The organism is Enterobacter sp. RHBSTW-00975, assembly GCF_013615235.1.
GTDB classification, from domain to species: domain Bacteria; phylum Pseudomonadota; class Gammaproteobacteria; order Enterobacterales; family Enterobacteriaceae; genus Enterobacter; species Enterobacter ludwigii.
Genome location: NZ_CP055883.1, coordinates 4,112,039 through 4,134,266, shown reverse-complemented (window position 1 = coordinate 4,134,266; position 22,228 = coordinate 4,112,039). Strand labels below are relative to the sequence as shown.

Below are 22,228 nucleotides of genomic sequence, written 5' to 3'. Positions count from 1 at the left end.
GGACACATTGAGGTGTGGCCAACACTGTTCCCTGTTAATTGGCTGGTTAGCAAGCACTAACTTATAAAATAACGAATTGAATCCAATTGTAACAAAGCCCAAGGTTCTGCGTCACAGAATTTGCAGGGGTGAGATGATTTTGGCGTAAGCCATGGAGGGGAGCGAGGGGATTTACAAAGGCTGACACTATATATGTTTTGCTTACCCACCTCTGCCAGAAGGCGCAGCGAAGCGCCTGCCAGCGAAAAGGTAAACTATTTTGCCGCACTGGCTGCCGTATCGAGATGAACGACAGGATTATCGGCAAAAAGATAGCGGTCAGCGTTAAATTCGAAGTCATCGCTGGTTTCATTGAACAGCATCTGCTTGGTGTTTTCCAGGTGCTGCCACATCGCCAGTTTTGCTGCATGTGGATCTTTGCGAATCAGCGCTTTAAGGATCTGATCGTGATCGTCGCACCAGTTATCCACGGTGCGGGAATCGATGTGATCGTGCAGTTTTTTCCAGTACGGGTTGTGAACGCGCTGAGTCCACATTTTTTCCACGATTGCCGCCAGCGCCGTGTTTTGCGTTGCCAGCGCGACCTGAACGTGGAACTGCAGGTCCCACTCTGAATCACGGAAACATTTTTCCTTGCGCGCGTTTTCCTGGATTTCCATCAGCTTCATGATGTCCTGCTTGGTCACCTGAGTCGCTGCAAATTCCGCAATATTGCTTTCGATAAGCTGGCGCGCCTGGAGCAGTTCAAACGGACCGTAGCTGGCGAATTCGAGACTTTCGTCGGCGACCGGGGAGTGTTTCGGCTGATTAGAAATCACGTGAATGCCGGAGCCTTTGCGAACTTCAACGTAGCCTTCCACTTCCAGCATGATAATCGCTTCACGCACCACGGTGCGGCTGACGCTTTTTTCATCAGCGATAAAGCGCTCAGCGGGGAGTTTATCACCGACAAGGTAGACACCTTGCTCGATGCGATCTTTCAGCTCGGCAGCAAGTTGTTGATATAAACGACGTGGTTCGGTGATTTCCATATGCGCTCCAGGCAGGGTACGGCGGATTATTTGTTATACCACTTTTGCGTGCCAGTCTCCAGATTTTGCCATGAAAAAAGCCGCCCGGAGGCGGCTGCTGTGACATCAGGAGGGGCGCTAACTTTGCGTTGCCGGTCCCCCCAGGGACTCTTTTAGCACCTCTTCTGCCGACTTACTTTTCAGCACCGTCCAGATAACCACTGCACCCATCAGGTCGAAGATAGCCAGTACGGCAAACAGCGGGCTGAAGCCGATGGTGTCCGCCAGCGCACCGACCACCAGAGCAAACAGGGTGCTCGCCGTCCAGGCAGCCATACCGGTCAGGCCGTTAGCGGTAGCCACTTCGTTACGCCCGAAGACGTCAGAAGAGAGCGTAATCAGCGCACCGGACAGTGACTGGTGAGCAAAACCACCGACGCACAGCAGGGCGATTGCTACATACGGGCTGGTGAAGAGGCCGATCATGCCCGGGCCAATCATCAGCACTGCGCCCATCGTCACGACCATTTTACGGGAGACGATCAGGTTCACGCCAAACCAGCGCTGGAACAGCGGTGGCAGATAACCGCCAACGATACAGCCCAGATCGGCAAACAGCATTGGCATCCACGCGAACATCGCAATCTCTTTCAGGTTAAAGCCATAGACTTTAAACATGAACAGCGGGATCCAGGCGTTGAAGGTCCCCCAGGCGGGTTCGGCGAGGAAGCGCGGCAGGGCGATACCCCAGAACTGACGGGTACCCAGAATCTGCCAGACCGTCATTTTTTTGCCGTTGTTGGTCTGATGCTGAGCTTCCTGACCCCCAATGATGTATTCGCGTTCGTCTTCAGACAGTTTTTTCTGATCGCGCGGGTGTTTATAGAAAATCAGCCACGCCATGGCCCACGCAAAGCTCAGTACACCAGAGATAATGAACGCCATCTGCCAGCTGTGCATCACGATAGCCCACACCACCAGCGGTGGTGCAATCATCGCACCGATGGAAGAACCGACGTTGAAATAGCCGACGGCAATAGAACGCTCTTTCGCCGGGAACCACTCAGAGCTGGCTTTCAGCCCGGCCGGGATCATTGCCGCTTCCGCTGCACCTACCGCACCACGTGCCAGCGCCAGACCGCCCCAGCTGCCTGCCAGCGCCGTGGCGCCGCAGAAAATAGCCCAGGCGATGGCGAAGAAGGCGTAGCCGATTTTGGTCCCGAGAATATCCAGAACATAGCCTGCGACAGGCTGCATGATGGTGTAAGCCGCGGAATAAGCAGCAATGATGTAGGAATATTGCTGAGTGGAGATATGCAGCTCTTCCATCAACGTCGGGGCTGCGGCTGCCACGGTGTTACGTGTCAGGTAGCCCAGCACGGTGCCTAACGTCACCAGTGCGATCATATACCAACGTAACCCTTTAATTTTACGCATCTAAAACCTCATCGTTATGTTAATTCCGTGCCTTGCACGGCAACCTCTCGACCGTGTCCGGGAGCGGTTGTGTAACGGGAGGGGCTTAACCGGGAGATGTCCCGGAACGGCCCGAACCTTGCCATAAGTAAGCGTGCATAAGTCGGTATCCGTACCGTTAAAACCGATGTTTTCACACCGGGAATGCATTCCGTCGGCTTAGTGTTTGCGACGGCGAAAAGATAACTTGTCATACAACTTTAAAAGGTGAGTGACATCACAAATGCATGATTATTTGTAGGGACATTATGTGTTACGGATAAAGCCAGTTCTGGCGCGGCCTGGCGAAGGGTTTACCTCATTTGAGGTAATTAATTTGTCTGCGTTTATTGATCTAACTCACGAAAAAATGTTCTGTCTCTGGAAATTGGTGTGATAACTTTGCAGCATCTGAGCATAAGCTTTCTGACGCTCTCGTTACGAGGAAGACGATAATGACACCGTTTATGACCGAAGATTTTCTGTTAGATACCGAATTTGCTCGCCGCCTGTACCACGACTACGCCAAAGACCAGCCAATTTTCGACTACCATTGCCATTTACCGCCGCAGCAGGTTGCCGAAAATTACCGTTTCAAAAACCTGTATGACATCTGGCTGAAAGGTGACCACTACAAATGGCGTGCGATGCGTACCAACGGCGTGGCTGAGCGCCTGTGTACCGGTGATGCAAGCGACCGCGAGAAGTTTGACGCCTGGGCGGCGACCGTTCCGCACACCATCGGCAACCCGTTATATCACTGGACGCACCTTGAGCTGCGCCGTCCGTTCGGCATCACCGGAAAGCTGCTCTCCCCGGCTACCGCCGATGAAATCTGGGATCGGTGCAATGAATTACTGGCGCAGGATACCTTCTCCGCCCGCGGCATCATGAAGCAGATGAACGTGAAGATGGTGGGGACCACTGACGATCCGATTGACTCCCTGGAACATCACGCTGTGGTCGCCCGCGATACCTCGTTTGATATTAAAGTGCTACCAAGCTGGCGTCCGGATAAAGCCTTTAATATCGAACAGGCGACGTTCAATGATTACATGGCGAAGCTGGCGGAAGTGTCTGACACCGACATTCGTCGTTTTGCAGACCTGCAGAGCGCGCTGACCAAACGTCTGGACCACTTCGCGGCACACGGCTGTAAAGTCTCTGACCACGCGCTGGATGTGGTGATGTTTGCGGAATCAAATGAAGCTGAGCTTGATAGCATTCTGGCACGTCGCCTGTCCGGTGAATCCCTGAGCGAGCACGAAGTGGCACAGTTCAAAACGGCGGTGCTGGTCTTCCTCGGTGCGGAATATGCTCGCCGCGGTTGGGTGCAGCAATACCACATTGGTGCCCTGCGCAATAACAACCAGCGTCAGTTTAAACTGCTGGGCGCGGACGTGGGCTTCGACTCCATCAACGATCGCCCGCTTGCTGAAGAACTCTCTAAGCTGCTGAGCAAACAGAACGAGCAAAATCTGCTGCCAAAAACCATCCTCTACTGCCTGAACCCGCGCGATAACGAAGTGCTGGGTACCATGATCGGTAACTTCCAGGGTGAAGGTATGCCAGGCAAGATGCAGTTCGGTTCCGGCTGGTGGTTCAATGACCAGAAAGACGGGATGGAGCGTCAAATGACGCAGCTGGCACAGCTGGGTCTGTTAAGCCGCTTTGTGGGCATGTTGACCGACAGCCGTAGCTTCCTTTCTTACACGCGCCACGAATATTTCCGCCGCATTCTGTGCCAGATGATTGGCCGCTGGGTGACCGCGGGTGAGGCCCCTGCCGATATTCAGCTGCTGGGCGAAATGGTGAGAAACATCTGCTTTAACAATGCGCGCGACTACTTCGCCATTGAACTGAACTAAGGCCGTTTGAGGTTGATATGCAATACATCAAAATCCATTCGCTGGATAACGTTGCCGTCGCGCTGGCGGATCTGGCCGAAGGTGAAGTTGTCACCGTTGATAACCAGGCGGTAACCCTGCGTCAGGCGGTGACTCGCGGGCATAAGTTTGCCGTGAAGCCGATCGCCCAAGGAGACAACGTTGTTAAATACGGTCTCCCGATTGGTCATGCGCTGGCGGATATTGCGCCGGGTGAGCATATTCATTCCCACAACACCCGCACCAATCTGAGCGATCTGGACGAGTACAGCTATCAACCTGATTTAGCGGCGGAAGAAGCGCAGGCGGCGGATCGCGAGGTACAGATCTACCGCCGGGCGAACGGTGAGGTGGGGATCCGCAACGAGCTGTGGATCCTTCCCACCGTCGGCTGCGTGAATGGGATCGCGCGTCAAATCCAGACGCGTTTCCTGAAAGAGACCCACGACGCCGAAGGTACGGACGGTGTGCACCTGTTCAGCCACACCTACGGCTGTTCTCAGCTTGGCGACGACCACATCAACACCCGCACCATGCTGCAAAACATGGTCCGCCACCCGAACGCGGGCGCGGTGCTGGTGATTGGCCTGGGCTGCGAGAACAATCAGGTGGATGCGTTTCGCGACACGCTGGGTGAGTTTGACCCCGAGCGCGTGCACTTTATGGTGTGTCAGCACCAGGATGATGAAGTGGAAGCGGGCATTGAGCACCTTCACCAGCTGTATGAGGTGATGCGTCACGACAGGCGTGAGCCGGGCAAGCTGAGTGAGCTGAAGTTCGGCCTGGAGTGCGGCGGGTCTGATGGCCTGTCCGGGATCACCGCGAACCCGATGCTGGGCCGCTTCTCAGATTATGTGATCGCCAACGGCGGTACGACGGTGCTGACAGAAGTGCCGGAAATGTTCGGCGCTGAACGTATTCTGATGAGCCACTGTCGCGACGAAGAGACGTTTGAGAAGACCGTCACCATGGTGAACGACTTCAAACAGTACTTTATCGCCCACAACCAGCCGATTTATGAAAACCCGTCTCCGGGTAACAAAGCGGGCGGGATCACCACGCTTGAAGAGAAGTCTCTCGGTTGCACGCAAAAAGCGGGTGCCAGCCCGGTGGTTGATGTCCTGCGCTACGGTGAACGTCTGAAAACGCACGGTCTGAATTTGCTCAGCGCACCGGGTAACGATGCGGTTGCGACCAGCGCGCTGGCCGGCGCCGGCTGCCACATGGTGCTGTTCAGCACCGGGCGCGGGACACCGTACGGTGGCTTTGTGCCGACGGTCAAAATCGCGACCAACAGCGAGCTGGCAGCGAAGAAAAAACACTGGATCGACTTTGATGCAGGCCAGTTGATCCACGGTAAAGGGATGCCGCAGTTGCTGACGGAATTCGTGGATACCATTGTGGAGTTTGCCAACGGTAGACAGACCTGTAACGAGAAGAATGACTTCCGCGAACTGGCGATCTTCAAGAGTGGCGTGACGCTGTAAGTGTGGTGCGGGTGATGCCCTCAACCCTGTGGAGAGGGTCAAACACTAAAACGGCAACCTTCGGTTGCCGTTTTGCTTTACGTTTGTCACCGGGCTTTTGTTTACCCGCGTAACGCGTTCTTCGCTAAACGCGCGTCTTCCGCCTGGCATGCCGCTGCGGTGAACAGCACGTCCGTTGAGGAGTTCAGTGCGGTTTCGCAGGAGTCCTGCAATACACCGATGATAAAGCCGACGGCCACTACCTGCATGGCAATCTCATTCGGGATACCGAACATATTGCACGCCAGTGGGATCAGCAGCAGCGAACCACCCGCCACACCCGATGCACCACACGCACACAGCGACGCCACCACGCTCAACAACAGCGCCGTGGGCAGATCGACCGGAATGCCCAGCGTATGCACAGCCGCCAGCGTCAGCACGGTAATGGTAATTGCCGCACCCGCCATATTCACGGTCGCACCCAGCGGGATGGAAACCGAGTAGGTGTCGCGATCCAGATTCAGCTTCTCCGCCAGCGCCATGTTAACCGGAATGTTTGCCGCAGAGCTGCGGGTGAAGAATGCATACACACCGCTCTCGCGCAGGCAGGTTAACACCAGCGGATACGGGTTACGGCGGATCTGCCAGAACACCAGCAGCGGGTTAATCACCAGCGCAACCAGCAGCATGCAACCAATCAGTACCACCAGCAACTGCGCATAGCCCAGCAGTGCGCCAAAGCCGGTGGTCGCCAGTGTGGAAGAGACCAGACCGAAGATGCCGATTGGCGCAAAGCGAATCACAATTTTGACCATAAAGGTCACGGCGTTCGACACGTCGTTGACCAGGTTTTTCGTTGTTTCGTTGCCGTGACGCAGGGCAAAACCAAGACCGATCGCCCAGACCAGGATGCCGATGTAGTTAGCGTTCATCAGTGCCGTAATCGGGTTAGAGACCATGCTCATCAGCAGGCCGCGCAGCACTTCCACAATACCGGATGGCGGGGTGATATCACCCGCAGCGCTGGTCAGGTGCAGCGAGGACGGGAACAGGAAGCTGAAAACGACGGCTGTTAAGGCTGCAGAGAAGGTGCCCAGCAGATACAGGAACAAGATAGGGCGAATGTTGGTTTTTTGTCCGTGTTGATGATTGGCAATTGACGCCATGACCAGCATCAGCACCAGCACCGGTGCGACGGCTTTCAGTGCGCCAACGAAAATGGTGCCAAGCAGCCCCGTCGCTTCCGCAGCCGGTTTTGACACCATTGCCAGCAGAATCCCCAGTACCAGCCCTACCAGAATTTGTTTAACGAGACTGCCTTGCGCCAGGCGCGCAAAGAGACCAGTTGATTGTGTGCTCATAAAAATTCCTAAGTGAAATTGCGTTCCATCCTTTATGTGCTCTAAGTCACATTTATGTCCGGATGTAAGAAAATGTTTGCCTGGTTGAGTATAGGGAAACCGGATGCGGAGGGAAGCGTAAAATGCTGCATTTTACGTGTTGCGTCATAGTTTTTAACTATTCATTTACAAAAGTGTGCTGGCCCTCTCCCTGGGGGGAAGAGGGCCAGCGTAAAGGCAGCAGGAAGGACCGTAATTACTCCACCTGTTGCTTCTTATCGTGCTGACGATTAACCCAGGTATTGATAAGCAACGTCACGATCAGAATGCCAAACACCACACCGAGCGAGATAGCGATAGGGATGTGGTAGAAATCGACAATCAGCATCTTGATACCGATAAACACCAGGATCACCGACAGACCATATTTCAGCATTGAGAAGCGCTCAGCCGCGCCTGCCAGCAGGAAGTACATGGCACGCAGACCGAGGATGGCGAACAGGTTAGATGTCAGCACAATGAACGGGTCAGTGGTGACCGCGAAGATAGCCGGAATGCTGTCTACCGCGAAAATCACATCGCTCAGCTCAACCAGAATCAGCACCAGCAGCAGCGGCGTGGCAAAAAGCAGGCCGTTCTTACGCACGAAGAAGTGCTCGCTCTCGATCTTGTCGGTCATGCGCAGATGACCACGGATCCACTTCACCAGCGGACGGTCGCCAATGGCGGAGCCATCTTCTTTTGCCAGCGCCATTTTGATCCCGGTGAACAGCAGGAATGCGCCGAAGACATACAGCAGCCATTCGAACTGCGTAATCAGCCAGCTTCCGGCGAAGATCATAATCGTACGCAGGATAATCGCACCCAGCACGCCGTACACCAGCACGCGACGCTGCAGGGCCGCAGGCACGGCAAAGTAGCTAAACAGCATCAGCCAGACGAAGACGTTATCGACCGCCAGGGCTTTTTCAATCAGATAGCCGGTGAGGAACGCGAGCGCCTGAGGATCGGCAACCGCGCGGCCTTCCGTTGAGGCCAGGTACCACCAGAAGGCAGCACAGAAGAGCAGGGAGAGGGTGACCCACACCAGTGACCAGGCCGCAGCCTGTTTCATGGTCATGCCATGTGCGCCGCGACGCCCCTGCAAAAAGAGGTCGATCGCCAGCATGATGAGCACGACAACCGCGAATCCGCCCCACAACATGGGAGTGCCGACAGAATGCATACTATTTTCCTTACACATAAAAAACAAAAACGGCCATGGTCAGAAGACGATAGCCGTTAGCTTTTTATGCATAGACCTCGCCTTCCGGCAAGGTCTCACTTACAACCAAAAAGACGGGCTTTTTGATTGCCCGGCGACCGGATGCGGTTTTGCACGCATCGTAATGACGATCCACCGGCAAGGAAGTTACTCCCCTTTGCAGGTAACAAAATATGTCAGACCAGTGATTTCGTCAATGGTCTGCACCGTTTCATTACACAGCTTTACGCGATAGCTTCTGCGCCCACGCCATCTGCAGGGAAGACCACGCCGGTTTGACGGCGGATCTCGGTTTGCAGTTTCGCCGTGGTGCGGCTGACCGCCAGCCCAGGGTGATTCACTTCGTTGTCTTCCACCAGACGGGCGAAGACCTCTGCCTCATAGAGCATAGTGTTAATATGCTGAGGCTGCGTCAGCTCCTGCGCTTTGCCGCCGCGTGGGACAATGCTCAGCTTCTGACACTCGGAAATCTTCTCGATAACCAGTGAGCCCGCTTCGCCCTGAATTTCGCTGGGCAGAACGGAATCGCTCACCTTGGAGTGCTGCAGCGTAACGCTGAAATCACCGTAATCCAGCACCACAATACCGTGCGCATCCACACCGCTTTCCAGCAGGCTGGCCGTGGCGGTGACGCCGTGCGGCTCGCCCCACAGCGCCACGGCAGAGGCCAGACAGTAAAAACCGATGTCCATAATCGAGCCGTTAGAGAAGGCCGGGTTAAAGGTGTTCGGGTTTTCACCGTCCAGATAACGCTGATAGCGCGACGAGTACTGACAGTAATTAATAAACGCTTTACGCACTTTGCCAATCTTCGGCAGAGACTGCTGTAACAGCAGGAAGTTTGGCAGGCTGGCGGTTTTGAACGCTTCGAACAGCACCACCTGATTGTCGCGGGCAAGCTGAATCGCGGCTTCCACTTCCTGAATGTTCGAGGCCAGCGGCTTCTCGCAAATCACATGTTTTTTATGGCTAAGAAACAGCGACGTTTGCGGAAAGTGCAGGGAGTTTGGGCTGGCGATGTAGACCGCGTTAATGGCGTCACTTTGCGCCATCTCATCGAGTGACGTGAACAGATGTTCAACCAGATAGTCGTTCGCGAAACTCTGCGCCTGCTCCAGGCTGCGGGAATAGACTGCGGTGAGCTTAAATTTGCCGGTTTCATGGGCGGCGTCGACGAACTGGCGGGTGATCCAGTTCGTGCCAATAACTGCGAAACGTATCATAAACGTTTACGTACTCCGTAGCAGGGAACCTTTAGCCACTGTAGCACGTGATTATTGCAAAACCAGTGCGCTACTGCGCATTACTCTTTAACGATAAATGCGTAAGCCATAAACGGGTATCGAACTCCAGCTGGTGGTACTGCGGCTCCATATGGCAGCACAGGGAGTAGAAGGCCTTGTCGTGCTCTTTTTCCTTCAGGTGTGCCAGCTCATGCACCACGATCATCCGCAAGAACGCTTCCGGCGCGTGACGAAACACGGTGGCAACGCGGATCTCCGCTTTCGCTTTGAGCTTGCCGCCCTGAACACGGGAAACGGCAGTGTGCAGGCCGAGCGCGTTTTTTAGCACATGGATCTTGTTGTCGTACATCACCTTATTGATGGGTGGCGCGCTCTTCAGATAGGTGTTTTTCAGATCCTGGGTATACTGCCAGAGCGCCTTATCGGTCGCGAAGTCATGCGTACCCGGATAGCGTTTTTCCAGCACCGCGCCCAGCTTTTGCTCGGCAATTAAGCTGCGAACCTGAGAAAGTAAGTTCTCCGGGTAGCCCTGGAGATAAGTTAGTTGGTTCATCAACGCCCCAATTTGACAATAAAACGGGTATACTCACGCACCCTTTTCAGGGATAACGCCGAAATTTTACCATTCAGGAGGGCCGATGAGCCACTTAGACAACGGTTTCCGTTCACTCAACCTTAAACGTTTCCCGGAAACGGACGACGTTAACCCGCTTCAGGCGTGGGAAGCGGCGGATGAATATCTGCTGCAACAGTTGGATGACACTGAAATCAGCGGCCCGGTTTTGATCCTGAATGACGCGTTTGGCGCGCTGGGCTGCGCTCTGGCAGAACACACGCCTTACAGCATCGGTGATTCCTACTTGAGCGAGCTGGCGACGCGGGAAAACCTGCGCCACAACGACATCGACGAATCCAGCGTTAAGTTCCTCGACAGCACCGCGGACTACCCGCAGGCGCCGGGCGTGGTGCTGATCAAAGTGCCGAAAACAATGGCGCTGCTGGAACAACAATTGCGCGCACTGCGCAACGTCGTAACCCCACAAACGCGTATTATCGCGGGGGCCAAGGCGCGTGATATCCATACCTCAACGCTGGAACTGTTCGAGAAAGTGCTCGGCCCAACCACCACGACGCTGGCCTGGAAAAAAGCGCGCCTCATTAACTGTACTTTCAGTGCCCCCGAACTGGCCGACGCGCCAGAAACCCTGAGCTGGACGCTGGAAGGCACTGACTGGACAATCCACAACCACGCGAACGTCTTCTCCCGCACCGGCCTTGATATCGGGGCGCGTTTCTTTATTGAAAATCTGCCGGATAACCTGGAAGGCGAAATCGTCGATCTGGGCTGTGGTAACGGTGTGATTGGCCTGACGCTGCTGGCGAAGAACCCTGACGCGAGCGTTGTATTTAGTGATGAGTCGCCGATGGCGGTGGCCTCCAGTCGTCTGAACGTTGAAACCAACATGCCGGACGCGCTGGATCGTTGCGAGTTTATGATTAATAACGCGCTGTCGGGCGTTGAGCCGTTCCGCTTTAATGCCGTGTTCTGTAATCCCCCGTTCCACCAGAAACACGCCCTGACGGATAACGTCGCCTGGGAGATGTTCCACCATGCACGCCGCTGCCTGAAAATTAACGGCGAGCTGTATATCGTGGCGAACCGTCACCTGGACTACTTCCACAAGCTGAAGAAGATCTTCGGTAACTGCACCACGGTTGCCACCAACAACAAGTTCGTGGTGCTGAAATCCGTCAAGCTGGGTCGCCGCCGCTAACGCGGGGCGCTGAGTTTACACCGGCCTGCCTCGCGTGCAGGCCCGGTGAGCCTCGCGTGCAGGCCCGGTGAGCGTTGCGTGCAGGCCCGGTGAGCGTTGCGTCACTCAGAGACTCAAGGCCAGCGTTGTGCCCTGCGCAATGGCGCGTCGCGCATCCAGCTCCATCGCCACGTCGCATCCGCCGATCATGTGTACCGTTTTTCCCGCCTCACGTAGCGGATCCACCAGATCGCGCTTCGGCTCCTGACCCGCACACAAAATCACATGATCCACCTGCAGCAGCTGCGGCTCACCGCCGATCAGCACGTGCAGCCCCGCGTCATCGATCTTCTGATAGCTCACCGACGGTATCATCTTCACCCCGCGAGAGAGCAGGGTTGTGCGATGGATCCAGCCCGTGGTTTTGCCCAGTCCTTCACCGGGTTTGCTGGCTTTACGCTGCAGCATGACGATCTGACGCGGGCTTTTCGGCAGCTGGGGTCCTTCCGGTCGCAAGCCGCCGGACTGGTTAAGGCTGGTGTCGATACCCCATTCCACGCAGAAGTCGGCAATGTTCTGGCTGGTGGGTTCGCCGGGCTGACTTAAGTACATCGCGGTATCGAACCCGATCCCGCCGCAGCCGATGATCGCCACTTTTGCCCCCACCGGCGCTTTGTCACGCAAAACGTCCAGATAGCTCAGGACTTTCGGATGATCGATGCCCTCGATCGCAGGCCTGCGTGGTGCGATCCCGCTCGCAAGGATCACCTCATCGTACTCCATTACATCCGCCGGGTTTACAAACTGGTTGAGGCGCAGATCCACGCCCGTCAGGTCGATCATTCGGCGGTAATAGCGCAGGGTTTCGTAAAATTCTTCTTTGCCCGGGATCTGTTTGGCGATATTGAACTGCCCGCCAATCTCAGCGGCGGCATCGAACAACGTCACGCTGTGGCCGCGCGAGGCGGCATTCACCGCAAACGCCAGACCCGCCGGGCCGGCACCGACCACGGCCAGGCTTTTTTTATGCACCGCCGGGAAAATCGGCATTTTGGTTTCGTGGCAGGCGCGGGGGTTGACCAGACACGAAGTGACCTTGCCAACAAAAATCTGATCCAGACAGGCCTGATTACAGCCGATGCAGGTGTTAATCTCATCTGCACGCCCGCTCTGCGCTTTGGAAAGCAGCTCGGCATCTGCAAGGAACGGACGCGCCATGGAGACCATGTCGGCATCCCCGGCGGCGATCACATTTTCCGCCACCTGCGGGTCGTTAATGCGGTTAGTGGTCACCAGCGGGACAGACACTTTCCCTTTCAGCTTGCGCGTGACCCAGCTGAACGCCGCGCGTGGCACCGGCGTGGCGATGGTCGGAATACGCGCCTCATGCCAGCCGATGCCGGTATTGATGATGGTCGCGCCGGCGGCTTCAATCGCCTGCGCCAGTTGCACGGTTTCGTCGAACGTCCCGCCGCCTTCCACCAGGTCGAGCATCGACAGGCGGTAGATAATAATAAAATCCGCCCCGGCACGTTCACGCACGGCGCGCACCACTTCCACTGCAAAGCGCATGCGGCGCGCGTAGTCGCCACCCCACTCATCGTCGCGCTGGTTAGTGCGGGCCGCGAGGAATTCGTTGATCAGGTAGCCTTCCGAGCCCATCACCTCAACACCGTCATAGCCCGCTTCACGCGCCAGTGCCGCACAGCGGGCGAAGTCGTCAATCAGCGTCAGGATCTCATCGTGGCTGAGGGCATGGGGCGTAAAGCGGTTAATCGGGGCCTGAATGGCCGACGGTGCGACCAGATTCGGTTGATAGCTGTAACGCCCGGTGTGCAGGATCTGCAGGGCAATTTTCCCGCCCTCCCGGTGAACGGCGTCAGTGACCACGCGATGATGCGGCAGCTGGCTGGCGTCGTTCAGCACCGCACCGCCTTCCATCCCCACGCCAGAAGGCGCAGGGGCCACCCCGCCGGTAACAATCAGCGCCACCCCGTGACGTGCACGCTCGGCATAGAAGGCCGCCAGACGTTCGGCCCCGTCCGGATGTTCTTCAAGCCCGGTATGCATTGAGCCCATCAGCACGCGGTTTTTAAGGGTGGTGAACCCCAGATCGAGGGGGGCAAATAACGACGGGTAGTGGCTCATAGTCTCTTCCAGTGTAAAATTATTGTTATGTGGTCGGATGAGTTACTAATTTAGCCAGCGATGAGTAAAAGGGAAAAGGGGAATGCGGCGATTGTGATGGGATTCAAATATTGGTGTGGTCTGATGCCCTCTCCCTGAGGGAGAGGGGGCGTTATAGCTCTCAGGGAGAGGGGGCACGCACTAAACCCGGTGCCTGCCACATCGATGTCGTCAGTCCGCTGTCCACCAGCCCAAGCTGGTCGGCATAAACGGCCTGCCACTTCTGCATCATACCGTCATACAGCTCCCGGTGCGCCGGGTTCGGCGTGAACTCGCGGCTCCATTTCACCAGCCGTTCGCCTGTCGCCGCCATATCCGAAAACAGCCCGGCTCCCGTTCCGGCAGCAATCGCACAGCCCAGCGCTGTCGCCTCTTTCACTTGCGGGACGCGCACCGGCAGACCGGTCACGTCGCTTAAAATCTGGCTCCACAACGCACCTTTCGAGCCACCGCCTGCAAACACCAGACCGTCGAACGTTACCCCTGAGAACCGTGAGATCTGCGTCAGGTTACACGCCGAGACAATCGCCGCGTTCTCTTCCAGCGCACGGAACAGCGTGGCTTTGTTGCATTTTTCCGGGTCGATGGAGAGGTTAATAAACGACGGCGCGGCGTGATACCACTGCTTGAAGTGCATAGCATCTGAGAAGATCGGCATCACACCGTGTGAACCGGCAGGCACGCGGCTGGCCATCTCCTCAAGCAGGGAGTAAGTGTCCATTCCCATCCGCTCCGCGATGAGTTTCTCTTCCGCGCAGAAGGCGTCACGGAACCAGCGCATGGTCAGGCCGGTAAAGAAGCTGATCGACTCCGCCTGCGCCATGCCGGGGATCACATGCGGATTCACGCGGATGTTCATCTCCGGGTCGGTGCGTACCTGCGGCAGGTTGACCACCTGCTGCCAGAAGGTACCGCCCAGCACGGCCGTTTGCCCGGCCCGCACGACGCCTAACCCAAGACAGCCAAGCTGCACGTCGCCACCGCCCATCACCACCGGCGTGCCTTCGCGCAGGCCGCTCTGCTGTGCGGCATCTTTGGTGATCGCACCGAGCACGGTGCCGGTCTCCTTCACCGGAGAGAGGATATCGGCACGCAGCCCGGCCATGTCGAGCAGCGCCGGACGCCAGTCACGGGAGAAGAGATCCAGCATACCGGTAGTCCCGGCATTGGACGGATCAACGGCCAGCTCGCCGGACAGTTTTGCCGCCAGCCAGTCGCTTATCATGGTGATCGTGGCGGCTTTGCGATAGATGTCCGGACGATGGTGCGCCAGCCACAGCAGGCGCGGCATGGCGCTCAGGGCCAGGGTCTGGCCGGAGACGTCATACACTTCGGATTCAAAACGGTAGTCGTGGATCTCTTTGAGTTCGGCTACCTCGCGGCTGGCGCGGGCATCGACGTTGGCGCACGCCCAGATGGCGTCGCCATTGCGGTCATACAGCACGATCCCCTCGCGCATTGAGCAGCAGGCCACGGACTGGATATCCGCTGCGCTCAGGCGGGCGCGCTCCAGCGCCTGATGAATACACTGGCAGGTGAGCCGCCAGTTAATGTCGAGATCAAACTCCATCGAGCCCGGCACATTCTCCACGCTCAGGTGTTTCCACTCGGCCTGGCCAACGGCAACCTGATTTCCCTGCAAATCGAAAATTACGGCGCGAACGCTGCCTGTCCCTGCATCTAACGCTAAAAGGTAACTCATGAGCATGCCTCGTGTCAGGCGCAGGACAGGCTCTTAGCTCGCCAGAGCCAGCACCGCGCGGGCTGTCGTCTCCTCCGTCACCAGGCCATTAATACGGCGGCCTTTGAGTGCGGCATAAATCGCATCGGCTTTCTCTTCACCTCCGGCCACGCCAACGATGGTGGGCAACTGCGCCAGTTCATCGAGCGTGACGCCCAGCAATTCCCGGTGGATCTCCAGCTCGTGCACGCATTCCCCTTCGGCGTTCAGGAAATAGCCGAGGATATCGCCCACCGCCCCTTTGCGGGCGTACATCAGCTGTTCACCTTCGCTGATATAGCCGGAGCGCAATATGGTGGCGTCCCGGCGCTGGTTTACTGAACCAATGCCTACCACCGCCACATCGGCCGCGGCGGCGGCGAGGATCACGTCCCGCACGCTGGATTCGCGTTTTAAGATCCCGGCCACTTCGGCGGAGGAAACGCGAAGCGGGGCGGGGATCATGCTGACGCTGCAGGCGGCATCAAGCTGACCGATGCCCGTCATATACGGCCCAACGCCGCCGGAGAGCGTCACCAGGCGGATCTGCTGCGAGCTGATAAAACCGCTTAAGTGCTGCAGGCTGCTCATGGTGGTTTCACCAAATCCCACTGCCAGCAGCTGGCCAGGTTCCAGCACGCCCATCAGCGATTGCGCCGCGCCAATGCCCAGCCGGACATTCATGGGCGGGGTATTCAGGGCCGGCAACACGCGAACCAGCTTGAGCCCGAAGCGTTGCTGCAGCTCGGTTTCCAGCGCCAGACACCCCTCATAGCGGGAGTTGATCTGCACGCGGATCACCCCGGACTGGCGTCCTTTCTCCAGCAGACGCGAGATCTTCAGGCGCGGCAGTCCGAGCCGCTCGCCGATGTCATTCTGGGTTAATCCGTCGTGGTAGTAGCACCAGGCGACGCGGGCAACCAGCTCTTCTTCCGCCAGCGCCAGCCCGGCAAAACGACCTTCTTCCGCAGTGCGTTTATCGCTCATAATTGAACTCTTATAAAAATTTAGATCATATGTTCGTGATCGCGCAGAAAGAAAGTGTGAACCACGCGACAAAACAGATCTTTTAGATTGATTTGTGTCTGTGTGGATCTTAATCGATAAATTTGTGATCCCTGCACGGTTCTAAATATAGTTCACCGTCTACGCTTTTGAACATTATTAAATCTAAAAATCATTTGTTCAATAGCGGAGCGATAATGACGCCACTTATCGAAGCACGTGATATCAGCAAGCAGTTCTCCGGCGTACCGGTCCTGAAAGGTATTCATTTCACGCTGCTTGCGGGTCAGGTGCATGCGCTGATGGGCGGTAACGGCGCGGGAAAATCAACGCTGATGAAAATCATCGCCGGGGTGGAAACGCCGGACAGCGGTGAACTTTCGGTTGACGGCCACGCGTTTGCGCGGCTTTCGCCCGCACAGGCCCACAGGCTGGGGATTTATCTGGTGCCGCAGGAACCCCTGCTTTTCCCCAACCTGACGGTGCGGGAAAACATCCTTTTCCGCCTGCCGCGTGAGACCGGTATGGGGGAACGGCTGGCGGAGAAACTCCAGCAGCTGCAGTGTCAGCTCAATCTTGATGCCACCGCCAGCACCCTGGAAGTGGCGGATCAACAGATGGTGGAGATCCTGCGCGGCCTGATGCGAAACGCGAAGATCCTGATCCTTGATGAACCCACGGCGTCGCTCACCCCGGGGGAAACCGAACGGCTGTTTCGCCAGATCCGCGCGTTGCAGGCGCTGGGCGTCGGCATTGTTTTTATCTCGCACAAATTACCGGAGATCCGCCAGCTGGCGAGCCACGTCTCGGTAATGCGCGACGGCGCGATCGTGCTCAGCGGTGAAACTGCTCAGTTCGACGATAACGCCCTGATTGCGGCCATGACGCCGGTGAGCCGCGAAAAAGGATTAAGTGATGCACAAAAACTGTGGCTGGCGCTGCCGGGCAATCGCCGCACGCAGCCGCAGGATTTCCCGGTGCTGCGGGTGGAAGAGCTTACCGGTGAGGGGTTTATCGATCTCAGCATGGAAATCTATGCCGGGGAAATAGTTGGCCTCGCCGGGCTGGTCGGCTCCGGGCGTACCGAGTTTGCGGAAACGCTGTATGGGCTGCGCCCGGTGCGCGGTGGGCGAGTCTGGCTGGAAAATCAGGAAATAACCGGCGAACCCGTGGCGGCACGGCTGGAGAAAGGGCTGGTCTACCTGCCAGAAGACCGACAGGTTTCCGGCTTGTTCCTGGATGCGCCGATTCGCTGGAACACCGTGGCGCTGAATGAGCCCTCGGTCTGGCAGCAGCGCAAACGGGAGTCGGCGGTGGTGGAGCGCTATCACCGGGCGCTGGGGATCAAGCTTAACCATGCGGATCAAACCGTGCGCACGCTTTCCGGCGGCAACCAGCAGAAGGTGTTGCTGGCGCGCTGTCTGGAGGCGAATCCGCTGCTGTTGATCGTCGATGAACCGACACGCGGAGTGGATGTGTCGGCGCGGGCCGATATCTATCAGCTCATCAAAAGCGTGGCGGCGCAGAACGTGGCGGTGCTGATGATCTCAAGCGATCTGGATGAGTTCCCCGGGCTTGCCGATCGCGTGCTGGTTATGCACCAGGGCGTGCTCAGCGGCGAGCTGTCCCGGCACGCGGTCAGTCTTGACAGAATGATGGCGCTGGCATTCGGAGGGCAGTCATGAAGACCTTACTGAAAAATCGCGAACTGAGCGCGTTCATCGCCATTCTGGCGTTGTTCGCGGTGCTGGTGGGGCTCAATCCGGCCTATTTCAGCCTGCAAACGCTGGGGATGATCTTCGCCAGTTCGCAAATCCTGATCCTGCTGGCGCTCGGCGCCGCGCTGGTGATGTTGACCCGCAATATTGATGTTTCCGTCGGCTCTACCGTCGGGCTGTCTGCCATTGCCGTGGGGGTGGCCCTGAACAGCGGCTACACCCTGCCGGTATCGATCCTCTTTGCGCTGTCGATTGGCGCACTGGCGGGAGCATTTAACGGTTTTCTGGTGGTGGGGCTGCGTATTCCGGCAATTGTGGCCACCCTCGGCACGCTGGGCCTCTATCGCGGGGCGATGCTGCTGTGGACGGGAGGAAAGTGGATTGAAGGGCTACCGCCGAGCCTGAAATCGCTCTCTGAACCTGCCGCTATGGGTATTTCACCGCTCGGAATGGGCGTGGTGTTTTTAGCCGCGGTTGGCGCATGGACGTTGTCGCGCACCGCCTTCGGACGCGATTTCTACGCCGTGGGCGACAACATTACCGCCGCACGCCAGCTGGGCGTGGCGGTGAACCGCACGCGAATGATCGCTTTTACGCTGAACGGCATGCTGGCCGCGGGTGCGGGGATTGTCTTCGCTTCGCAGATTGGCTTTGTACCTAACCAGACCGGCAGCGGGCTGGAGATGAAAGCCATTGCCGCCTGCGTACTCGGGGGGATCTCTCTGCTGGGCGGTACCGGGACGCTTATTGGCGCCTTCCTGGGGGCTTTTTTCCTGACTCAAATCGATACCGTGCTGGTGCTGTTCAGGCTGCCCGCGTGGTGGAATGACTTTATCGCCGGGCTGGTGTTGCTCGGTGTGCTGGTGCTCGACGGGCGCTTACGCCAGGCGCTGGCCCGGCATCAGCGCGCACTTAAGTACAGCCGCTTCCAGCCCGGTAACAAAGGGGGGAAGCATGTCACCCCGTTTACGAAACACAAAAAAGAGGTGGCGTAAATGAAGCTTAACTGGGAAAGCGCGCTGCTGATATTACTGGTGCTGGAAATCCTGCTCTTTGGGGCCATCAATCCGCGCATGCTCGATATCAACATGCTGCTGTTCAGCACCAGTGATTTTATCTGCATTGGCATTGTGGCGCTGCCGCTCACCCTGGTGATCATCAGCGGCGGCATTGATATTTCTCTCGGTTCGACCATCGGCCTGTGTGCCATCGCGCTGGGGGTGATGATGCAGGCGGGCTGGCCGATGGCGCTGGCGATACCGTTGACGCTGCTGCTCGGCCTGCTGTGCGGTCTGGTCAACGCTGCGCTGATCCACTACACCGGCATCAGCCCACTGGTTATCACCCTCGGCACGCTCTATCTCTACGGCGGTGGCGCACTGCTGCTCTCCGGCATGGCGGGGGCGACCGGTTACGAAGGCATCGGTGGCTTCCCGGACAGCTTTACCGCGTTCGCTAACCTCACGTTCCTGGGGTTGCCAATCCCGCTGGTGCTGTTCGCCGTGATTACCGTCTTCTTCTGGCTGATTACCCATCGCGGACGCTTTGGCCGCCATCTGTTTTTGATTGGGCAGAACCCGCGCGCGGCGCGCTATGCGGCGCTCTCGGTCAACGGGATGCCCTACGCCCTGTATGGCCTGGTGGGCGTCGCTTCGGCCATTGCTGCGCTGGTGATGGTCTCCTATTTCGGTTCGGCGCGTTCGGATTTGGGACGCGATTTACTGATGCCTGCACTGACCGCAGCGGTCCTCGGGGGCGCCAATATCTATGGCGGTTCGGGGTCGGTAATCGGTACGGCCCTGGCGGCGTTGCTGGTGGGGTATCTGCAGCAGGGTTTACAGATGGTCGGCATCCCCAACCAGGTGTCGAGCGCGCTGTCAGGGGCGCTGTTGGTTGTGGTGGTGATGGGACGTTCACTGAGTTTGCACCGTGAATGGGTGCGCTCTCTCCTCACAAAACATACCCGGAGCGTAAGATGAAAACAAAACTGATAGTCCTGGCGATGGCACTCAGCTTCGCGTCGGCACAGGCCGCGGACCGCATCGCCTTTATCCCCAAGCTGGTGGGCGTTGGCTTCTTTACCAGCGGCGGCAATGGCGCGAAAGAGGCGGGTAAAGATCTCGGCGTGGACGTCACCTACGACGGCCCGACCGAGCCCAGCGTCTCAGGCCAGGTGCAGCTTATCAACAACTTCGTTAACCAGGGCTATAACGCCATTATCGTTTCGGCGGTGTCGCCGGATGGCCTCTGCCCGGCGCTGAAGCGCGCGATGCAGCGTGGCGTCAAAGTACTGACCTGGGACTCCGACACCAAACCGGAATGCCGCAGCATCTACATCAACCAGGGCACCCCGGCGCAGCTTGGCGGCCTGCTGGTCGACATGGCCGGTAAACAGGTCACCAAACCGAATGCCAAAGTGGCGTTCTTTTACTCCAGCCCGACCGTTACCGACCAGAACCAGTGGGTGAAAGAGGCGAAGGCCAAAATCGAGAAAGATCATCCGCAGTGGCAGGTCGTGACCACGCAGTTTGGCTATAACGATGCCACCAAATCGCTACAAACCGCCGAGGGGATCTTAAAAGCGTATCCGGATCTGGATGCGATCCTCGCCCCGGATGCCAACGCCCTGCCGGCGGCGGCGCAGGCGGCGGAAAACCTGAAGCGAGAAGGGGTGGCGATTGTCGGCTTCAGCACGCCTAACGTGATGCGTCCGTACGTAGAGCGCGGCACGGTGAAAGCCTTCGGCCTGTGGGATGTGGTGCAACAGGGCAAAATTGCGGTCAATGTCGCCGATCGGTTGTTGAAAAAAGGCGATCTTAACGTTGGCGACAGCGTGGACGTGAAAGATATCGGTACGCTGAAGGTCGAGCCGAACAGCGTGCAGGGCTACCAGTATGAAGCGAAGGGCAACGGCATTGTGCTGCTGCCGGAGCGGGTGGTGTTTACCAAAGAGAACATCAACAAATACGATTTCTGACGGGGGAGCAAATGGCTGATTTAGACGACATCAAAGACGGGAAAGATTTTGGCATCGGCACACCGCAGCAGAACGTGCCGTTTACCCTGAAGGGGTGCGGCTCGCTGGACTGGGGAATGCAGTCCAGGCTGGCGCGCATCTTCAACCCAAAAAGCAACCGCACGGTGATGCTGGCCTTTGATCACGGCTATTTCCAGGGACCGACGACCGGCCTTGAGCGTATCGATCTCTCTATCGCCCCGCTGTTTGGGGAAACCGACGTGCTGATGTGCACCCGAGGTATTTTGCGCAGCCAGGTGCCTGTCGCCACCAATAAACCCGTCGTGTTGCGCGCCTCCGGCGGCAATTCGATTTTAGGGGAACTTTCCAACGAGTGCGTGGCGGTGGCGATGGAAGATGCACTGCGCCTGAACGTCTGCGCGGTGGCGGCGCAGGTGTACATCGGCAGTGAGTTTGAACATCAGTCGATCAACAACATCATCAAACTGGTGGATGCCGGTGCGCGCTATGGCATGCCGACCCTGGCGGTAACGGGCGTTGGCAAAGAGATGGCGCGCGACGCGCGGTATTTCTCGCTTGCCAGCCGTATCGCGGCCGAGATGGGGGCGCAGTTCGTCAAAACCTATTATGTCGACGAAGGGTTTGAAAAAGTAACCGCCAGCTGCCCGGTGCCGATCGTGATTGCCGGAGGCAAAAAGCTGCCGGAGCACGACGCGCTGGAGATGTGCTGGCGGGCGATTGACCAGGGGGCGTCCGGTGTGGACATGGGCCGCAATATCTTCCAGTCCAGCGCCCCGCTGGCCATGCTGAAAGCGGTGAAAAAAGTGGTACATGAGAACATGAGCGCGCGGGACGCGTTCCAGTTCTGGCAGGAAGAGAAACAGGGAGAAGCAAAATGAACGTGACATTAGTGGAAATCAACATCAAACCCGAGCGGGTCGATGAGTTTCTGGAGGTGTTTCGCGCTAACCACGAAGGGGCGATTCAGGAGCCGGGCAATCTGCGCTTTGATGTTTTACAGGATCCGCGCGTGAAAACCCGGTTCTTTATCTACGAAGCCTACAAGGATGAAGAGGCGGTGCTGGCGCACAAGAAAACCCCGCACTATCTGGCCTGCGTGGATAAGCTTGAGGACCTGATGTCAGAGCCGCGCAAAAAACGCAGTTTTGTCGGGTTGTTGCCGGCGTAACAGACCGCCG

Annotated in this window: 18 protein-coding genes; 9 read left to right on the top strand and 9 right to left on the bottom strand. The window is 57.4% G+C overall.

Annotation, left to right across the window (positions count from 1 at the left end; all coding sequences use genetic code 11):
* Window positions 1-254: 254 nt before the first annotated feature.
* Entirely contained in the window at window positions 255-1,031 is a 777-nt protein-coding gene (gene exuR, locus HV340_RS19955; RefSeq protein WP_014171726.1) for a transcriptional regulator ExuR, read from the bottom strand.
* A gap of 117 nt (window positions 1,032-1,148) precedes the next feature.
* On the bottom strand, window positions 1,149-2,447 hold the full coding sequence (locus HV340_RS19950; RefSeq protein WP_014171725.1) for an MFS transporter: 1,299 nt from the start codon (window positions 2,445-2,447) through the stop codon (window positions 1,149-1,151).
* Window positions 2,448-2,920: 473 nt separating this feature from the next.
* Here HV340_RS19950 and uxaC point away from each other — a divergent pair, with 473 nt between their 5' ends.
* Both uxaC and HV340_RS19940 read left to right on the top strand, forming a co-directional pair.
* On the top strand, window positions 2,921-4,333 hold the full coding sequence (uxaC, locus tag HV340_RS19945) for a glucuronate isomerase (RefSeq protein ID WP_040018780.1): 1,413 nt from the start codon (window positions 2,921-2,923) through the stop codon (window positions 4,331-4,333).
* A gap of 17 nt (window positions 4,334-4,350) precedes the next feature.
* A complete protein-coding gene (locus HV340_RS19940) occupies window positions 4,351-5,838 on the top strand; it encodes an altronate dehydratase family protein (protein ID WP_121339858.1) in 1,488 nt (495 codons plus the stop codon).
* Window positions 5,839-5,939: 101 nt separating this feature from the next.
* Here HV340_RS19940 and sstT read toward each other — a convergent pair whose 3' ends face one another.
* From sstT to HV340_RS19920, 4 genes are all read right to left on the bottom strand, one after another.
* Window positions 5,940-7,181 (bottom strand): serine/threonine transporter SstT, encoded by a 1,242-nt coding sequence (gene sstT, locus HV340_RS19935; RefSeq protein ID WP_014171722.1) that lies wholly within the window; start codon window positions 7,179-7,181, stop codon window positions 5,940-5,942.
* 235 nt (window positions 7,182-7,416) lie between these two features.
* Window positions 7,417-8,385, bottom strand: coding sequence for a TerC family protein (locus HV340_RS19930; protein WP_025202952.1), 969 nt, complete (start codon window positions 8,383-8,385; stop codon window positions 7,417-7,419).
* Window positions 8,386-8,648: 263 nt separating this feature from the next.
* The gene (locus HV340_RS19925) at window positions 8,649-9,647 is read right to left on the bottom strand and encodes a Gfo/Idh/MocA family oxidoreductase (RefSeq protein ID WP_059306157.1); all 999 of its coding nucleotides are present in this window, start codon (window positions 9,645-9,647) and stop codon (window positions 8,649-8,651) included.
* 70 nt (window positions 9,648-9,717) lie between these two features.
* Window positions 9,718-10,221 (bottom strand): M48 family metallopeptidase, encoded by a 504-nt coding sequence (locus HV340_RS19920; protein WP_025202954.1) that lies wholly within the window; start codon window positions 10,219-10,221, stop codon window positions 9,718-9,720.
* A gap of 85 nt (window positions 10,222-10,306) precedes the next feature.
* On the opposite strand from HV340_RS19920, the gene rlmG reads away from it, so the two are divergent.
* On the top strand, window positions 10,307-11,443 hold the full coding sequence (gene rlmG, locus HV340_RS19915) for a 23S rRNA (guanine(1835)-N(2))-methyltransferase RlmG (protein WP_014171718.1): 1,137 nt from the start codon (window positions 10,307-10,309) through the stop codon (window positions 11,441-11,443).
* Between the two features lie 105 nt (window positions 11,444-11,548).
* Here rlmG and HV340_RS19910 read toward each other — a convergent pair whose 3' ends face one another.
* The 3 genes from HV340_RS19910 to lsrR all read right to left on the bottom strand — a co-directional run bounded on the left by HV340_RS19910 (window position 11,549) and on the right by lsrR (window position 16,316).
* The gene (locus HV340_RS19910; RefSeq protein WP_063925606.1) at window positions 11,549-13,570 is read right to left on the bottom strand and encodes an NADPH-dependent 2,4-dienoyl-CoA reductase; all 2,022 of its coding nucleotides are present in this window, start codon (window positions 13,568-13,570) and stop codon (window positions 11,549-11,551) included.
* A gap of 160 nt (window positions 13,571-13,730) precedes the next feature.
* A complete protein-coding gene (gene lsrK / locus HV340_RS19905) occupies window positions 13,731-15,311 on the bottom strand; it encodes an autoinducer-2 kinase (RefSeq protein ID WP_020883580.1) in 1,581 nt (526 codons plus the stop codon).
* A gap of 33 nt (window positions 15,312-15,344) precedes the next feature.
* Entirely contained in the window at window positions 15,345-16,316 is a 972-nt protein-coding gene (gene lsrR / locus HV340_RS19900; RefSeq protein WP_020883581.1) for a transcriptional regulator LsrR, read from the bottom strand.
* A 215-nt stretch (window positions 16,317-16,531) separates the two neighbouring features.
* Between lsrR and lsrA the strand changes: the two genes are divergently transcribed.
* The 6 genes from lsrA to lsrG are packed head-to-tail and all read left to right on the top strand — an operon-like array spanning window position 16,532 to window position 22,218.
* Complete coding sequence (gene lsrA, locus HV340_RS19895; RefSeq protein ID WP_059306154.1) at window positions 16,532-18,019, top strand: autoinducer 2 ABC transporter ATP-binding protein LsrA; 1,488 nt, start codon at window positions 16,532-16,534, stop codon at window positions 18,017-18,019.
* Window positions 18,016-19,047, top strand: coding sequence for an autoinducer 2 ABC transporter permease LsrC (lsrC, locus tag HV340_RS19890; RefSeq protein ID WP_059306153.1), 1,032 nt, complete (start codon window positions 18,016-18,018; stop codon window positions 19,045-19,047). Before lsrA ends, lsrC begins: the two co-directional genes overlap by 4 nt.
* Window positions 19,048-20,031 carry an autoinducer 2 ABC transporter permease LsrD gene (lsrD, locus tag HV340_RS19885; protein ID WP_014171712.1) on the top strand — a complete coding sequence of 328 codons (984 nt, stop codon included), beginning with the start codon at window positions 19,048-19,050 and terminating at the stop codon, window positions 20,029-20,031.
* Window positions 20,028-21,029 (top strand): autoinducer 2 ABC transporter substrate-binding protein LsrB, encoded by a 1,002-nt coding sequence (gene lsrB / locus HV340_RS19880; RefSeq protein ID WP_059306152.1) that lies wholly within the window; start codon window positions 20,028-20,030, stop codon window positions 21,027-21,029. Before lsrD ends, lsrB begins: the two co-directional genes overlap by 4 nt.
* Window positions 21,030-21,040: 11 nt before the next feature.
* Window positions 21,041-21,928, top strand: a complete 888-nt coding sequence (lsrF, locus tag HV340_RS19875) for a 3-hydroxy-5-phosphonooxypentane-2,4-dione thiolase (RefSeq protein WP_014171710.1) — start codon at window positions 21,041-21,043, stop codon at window positions 21,926-21,928.
* Entirely contained in the window at window positions 21,925-22,218 is a 294-nt protein-coding gene (gene lsrG, locus HV340_RS19870) for a (4S)-4-hydroxy-5-phosphonooxypentane-2,3-dione isomerase (protein ID WP_020883586.1), read from the top strand. The genes lsrF and lsrG overlap by 4 nt, the downstream gene beginning before the upstream one ends.
* Window positions 22,219-22,228: the final 10 nt, after the last annotated feature.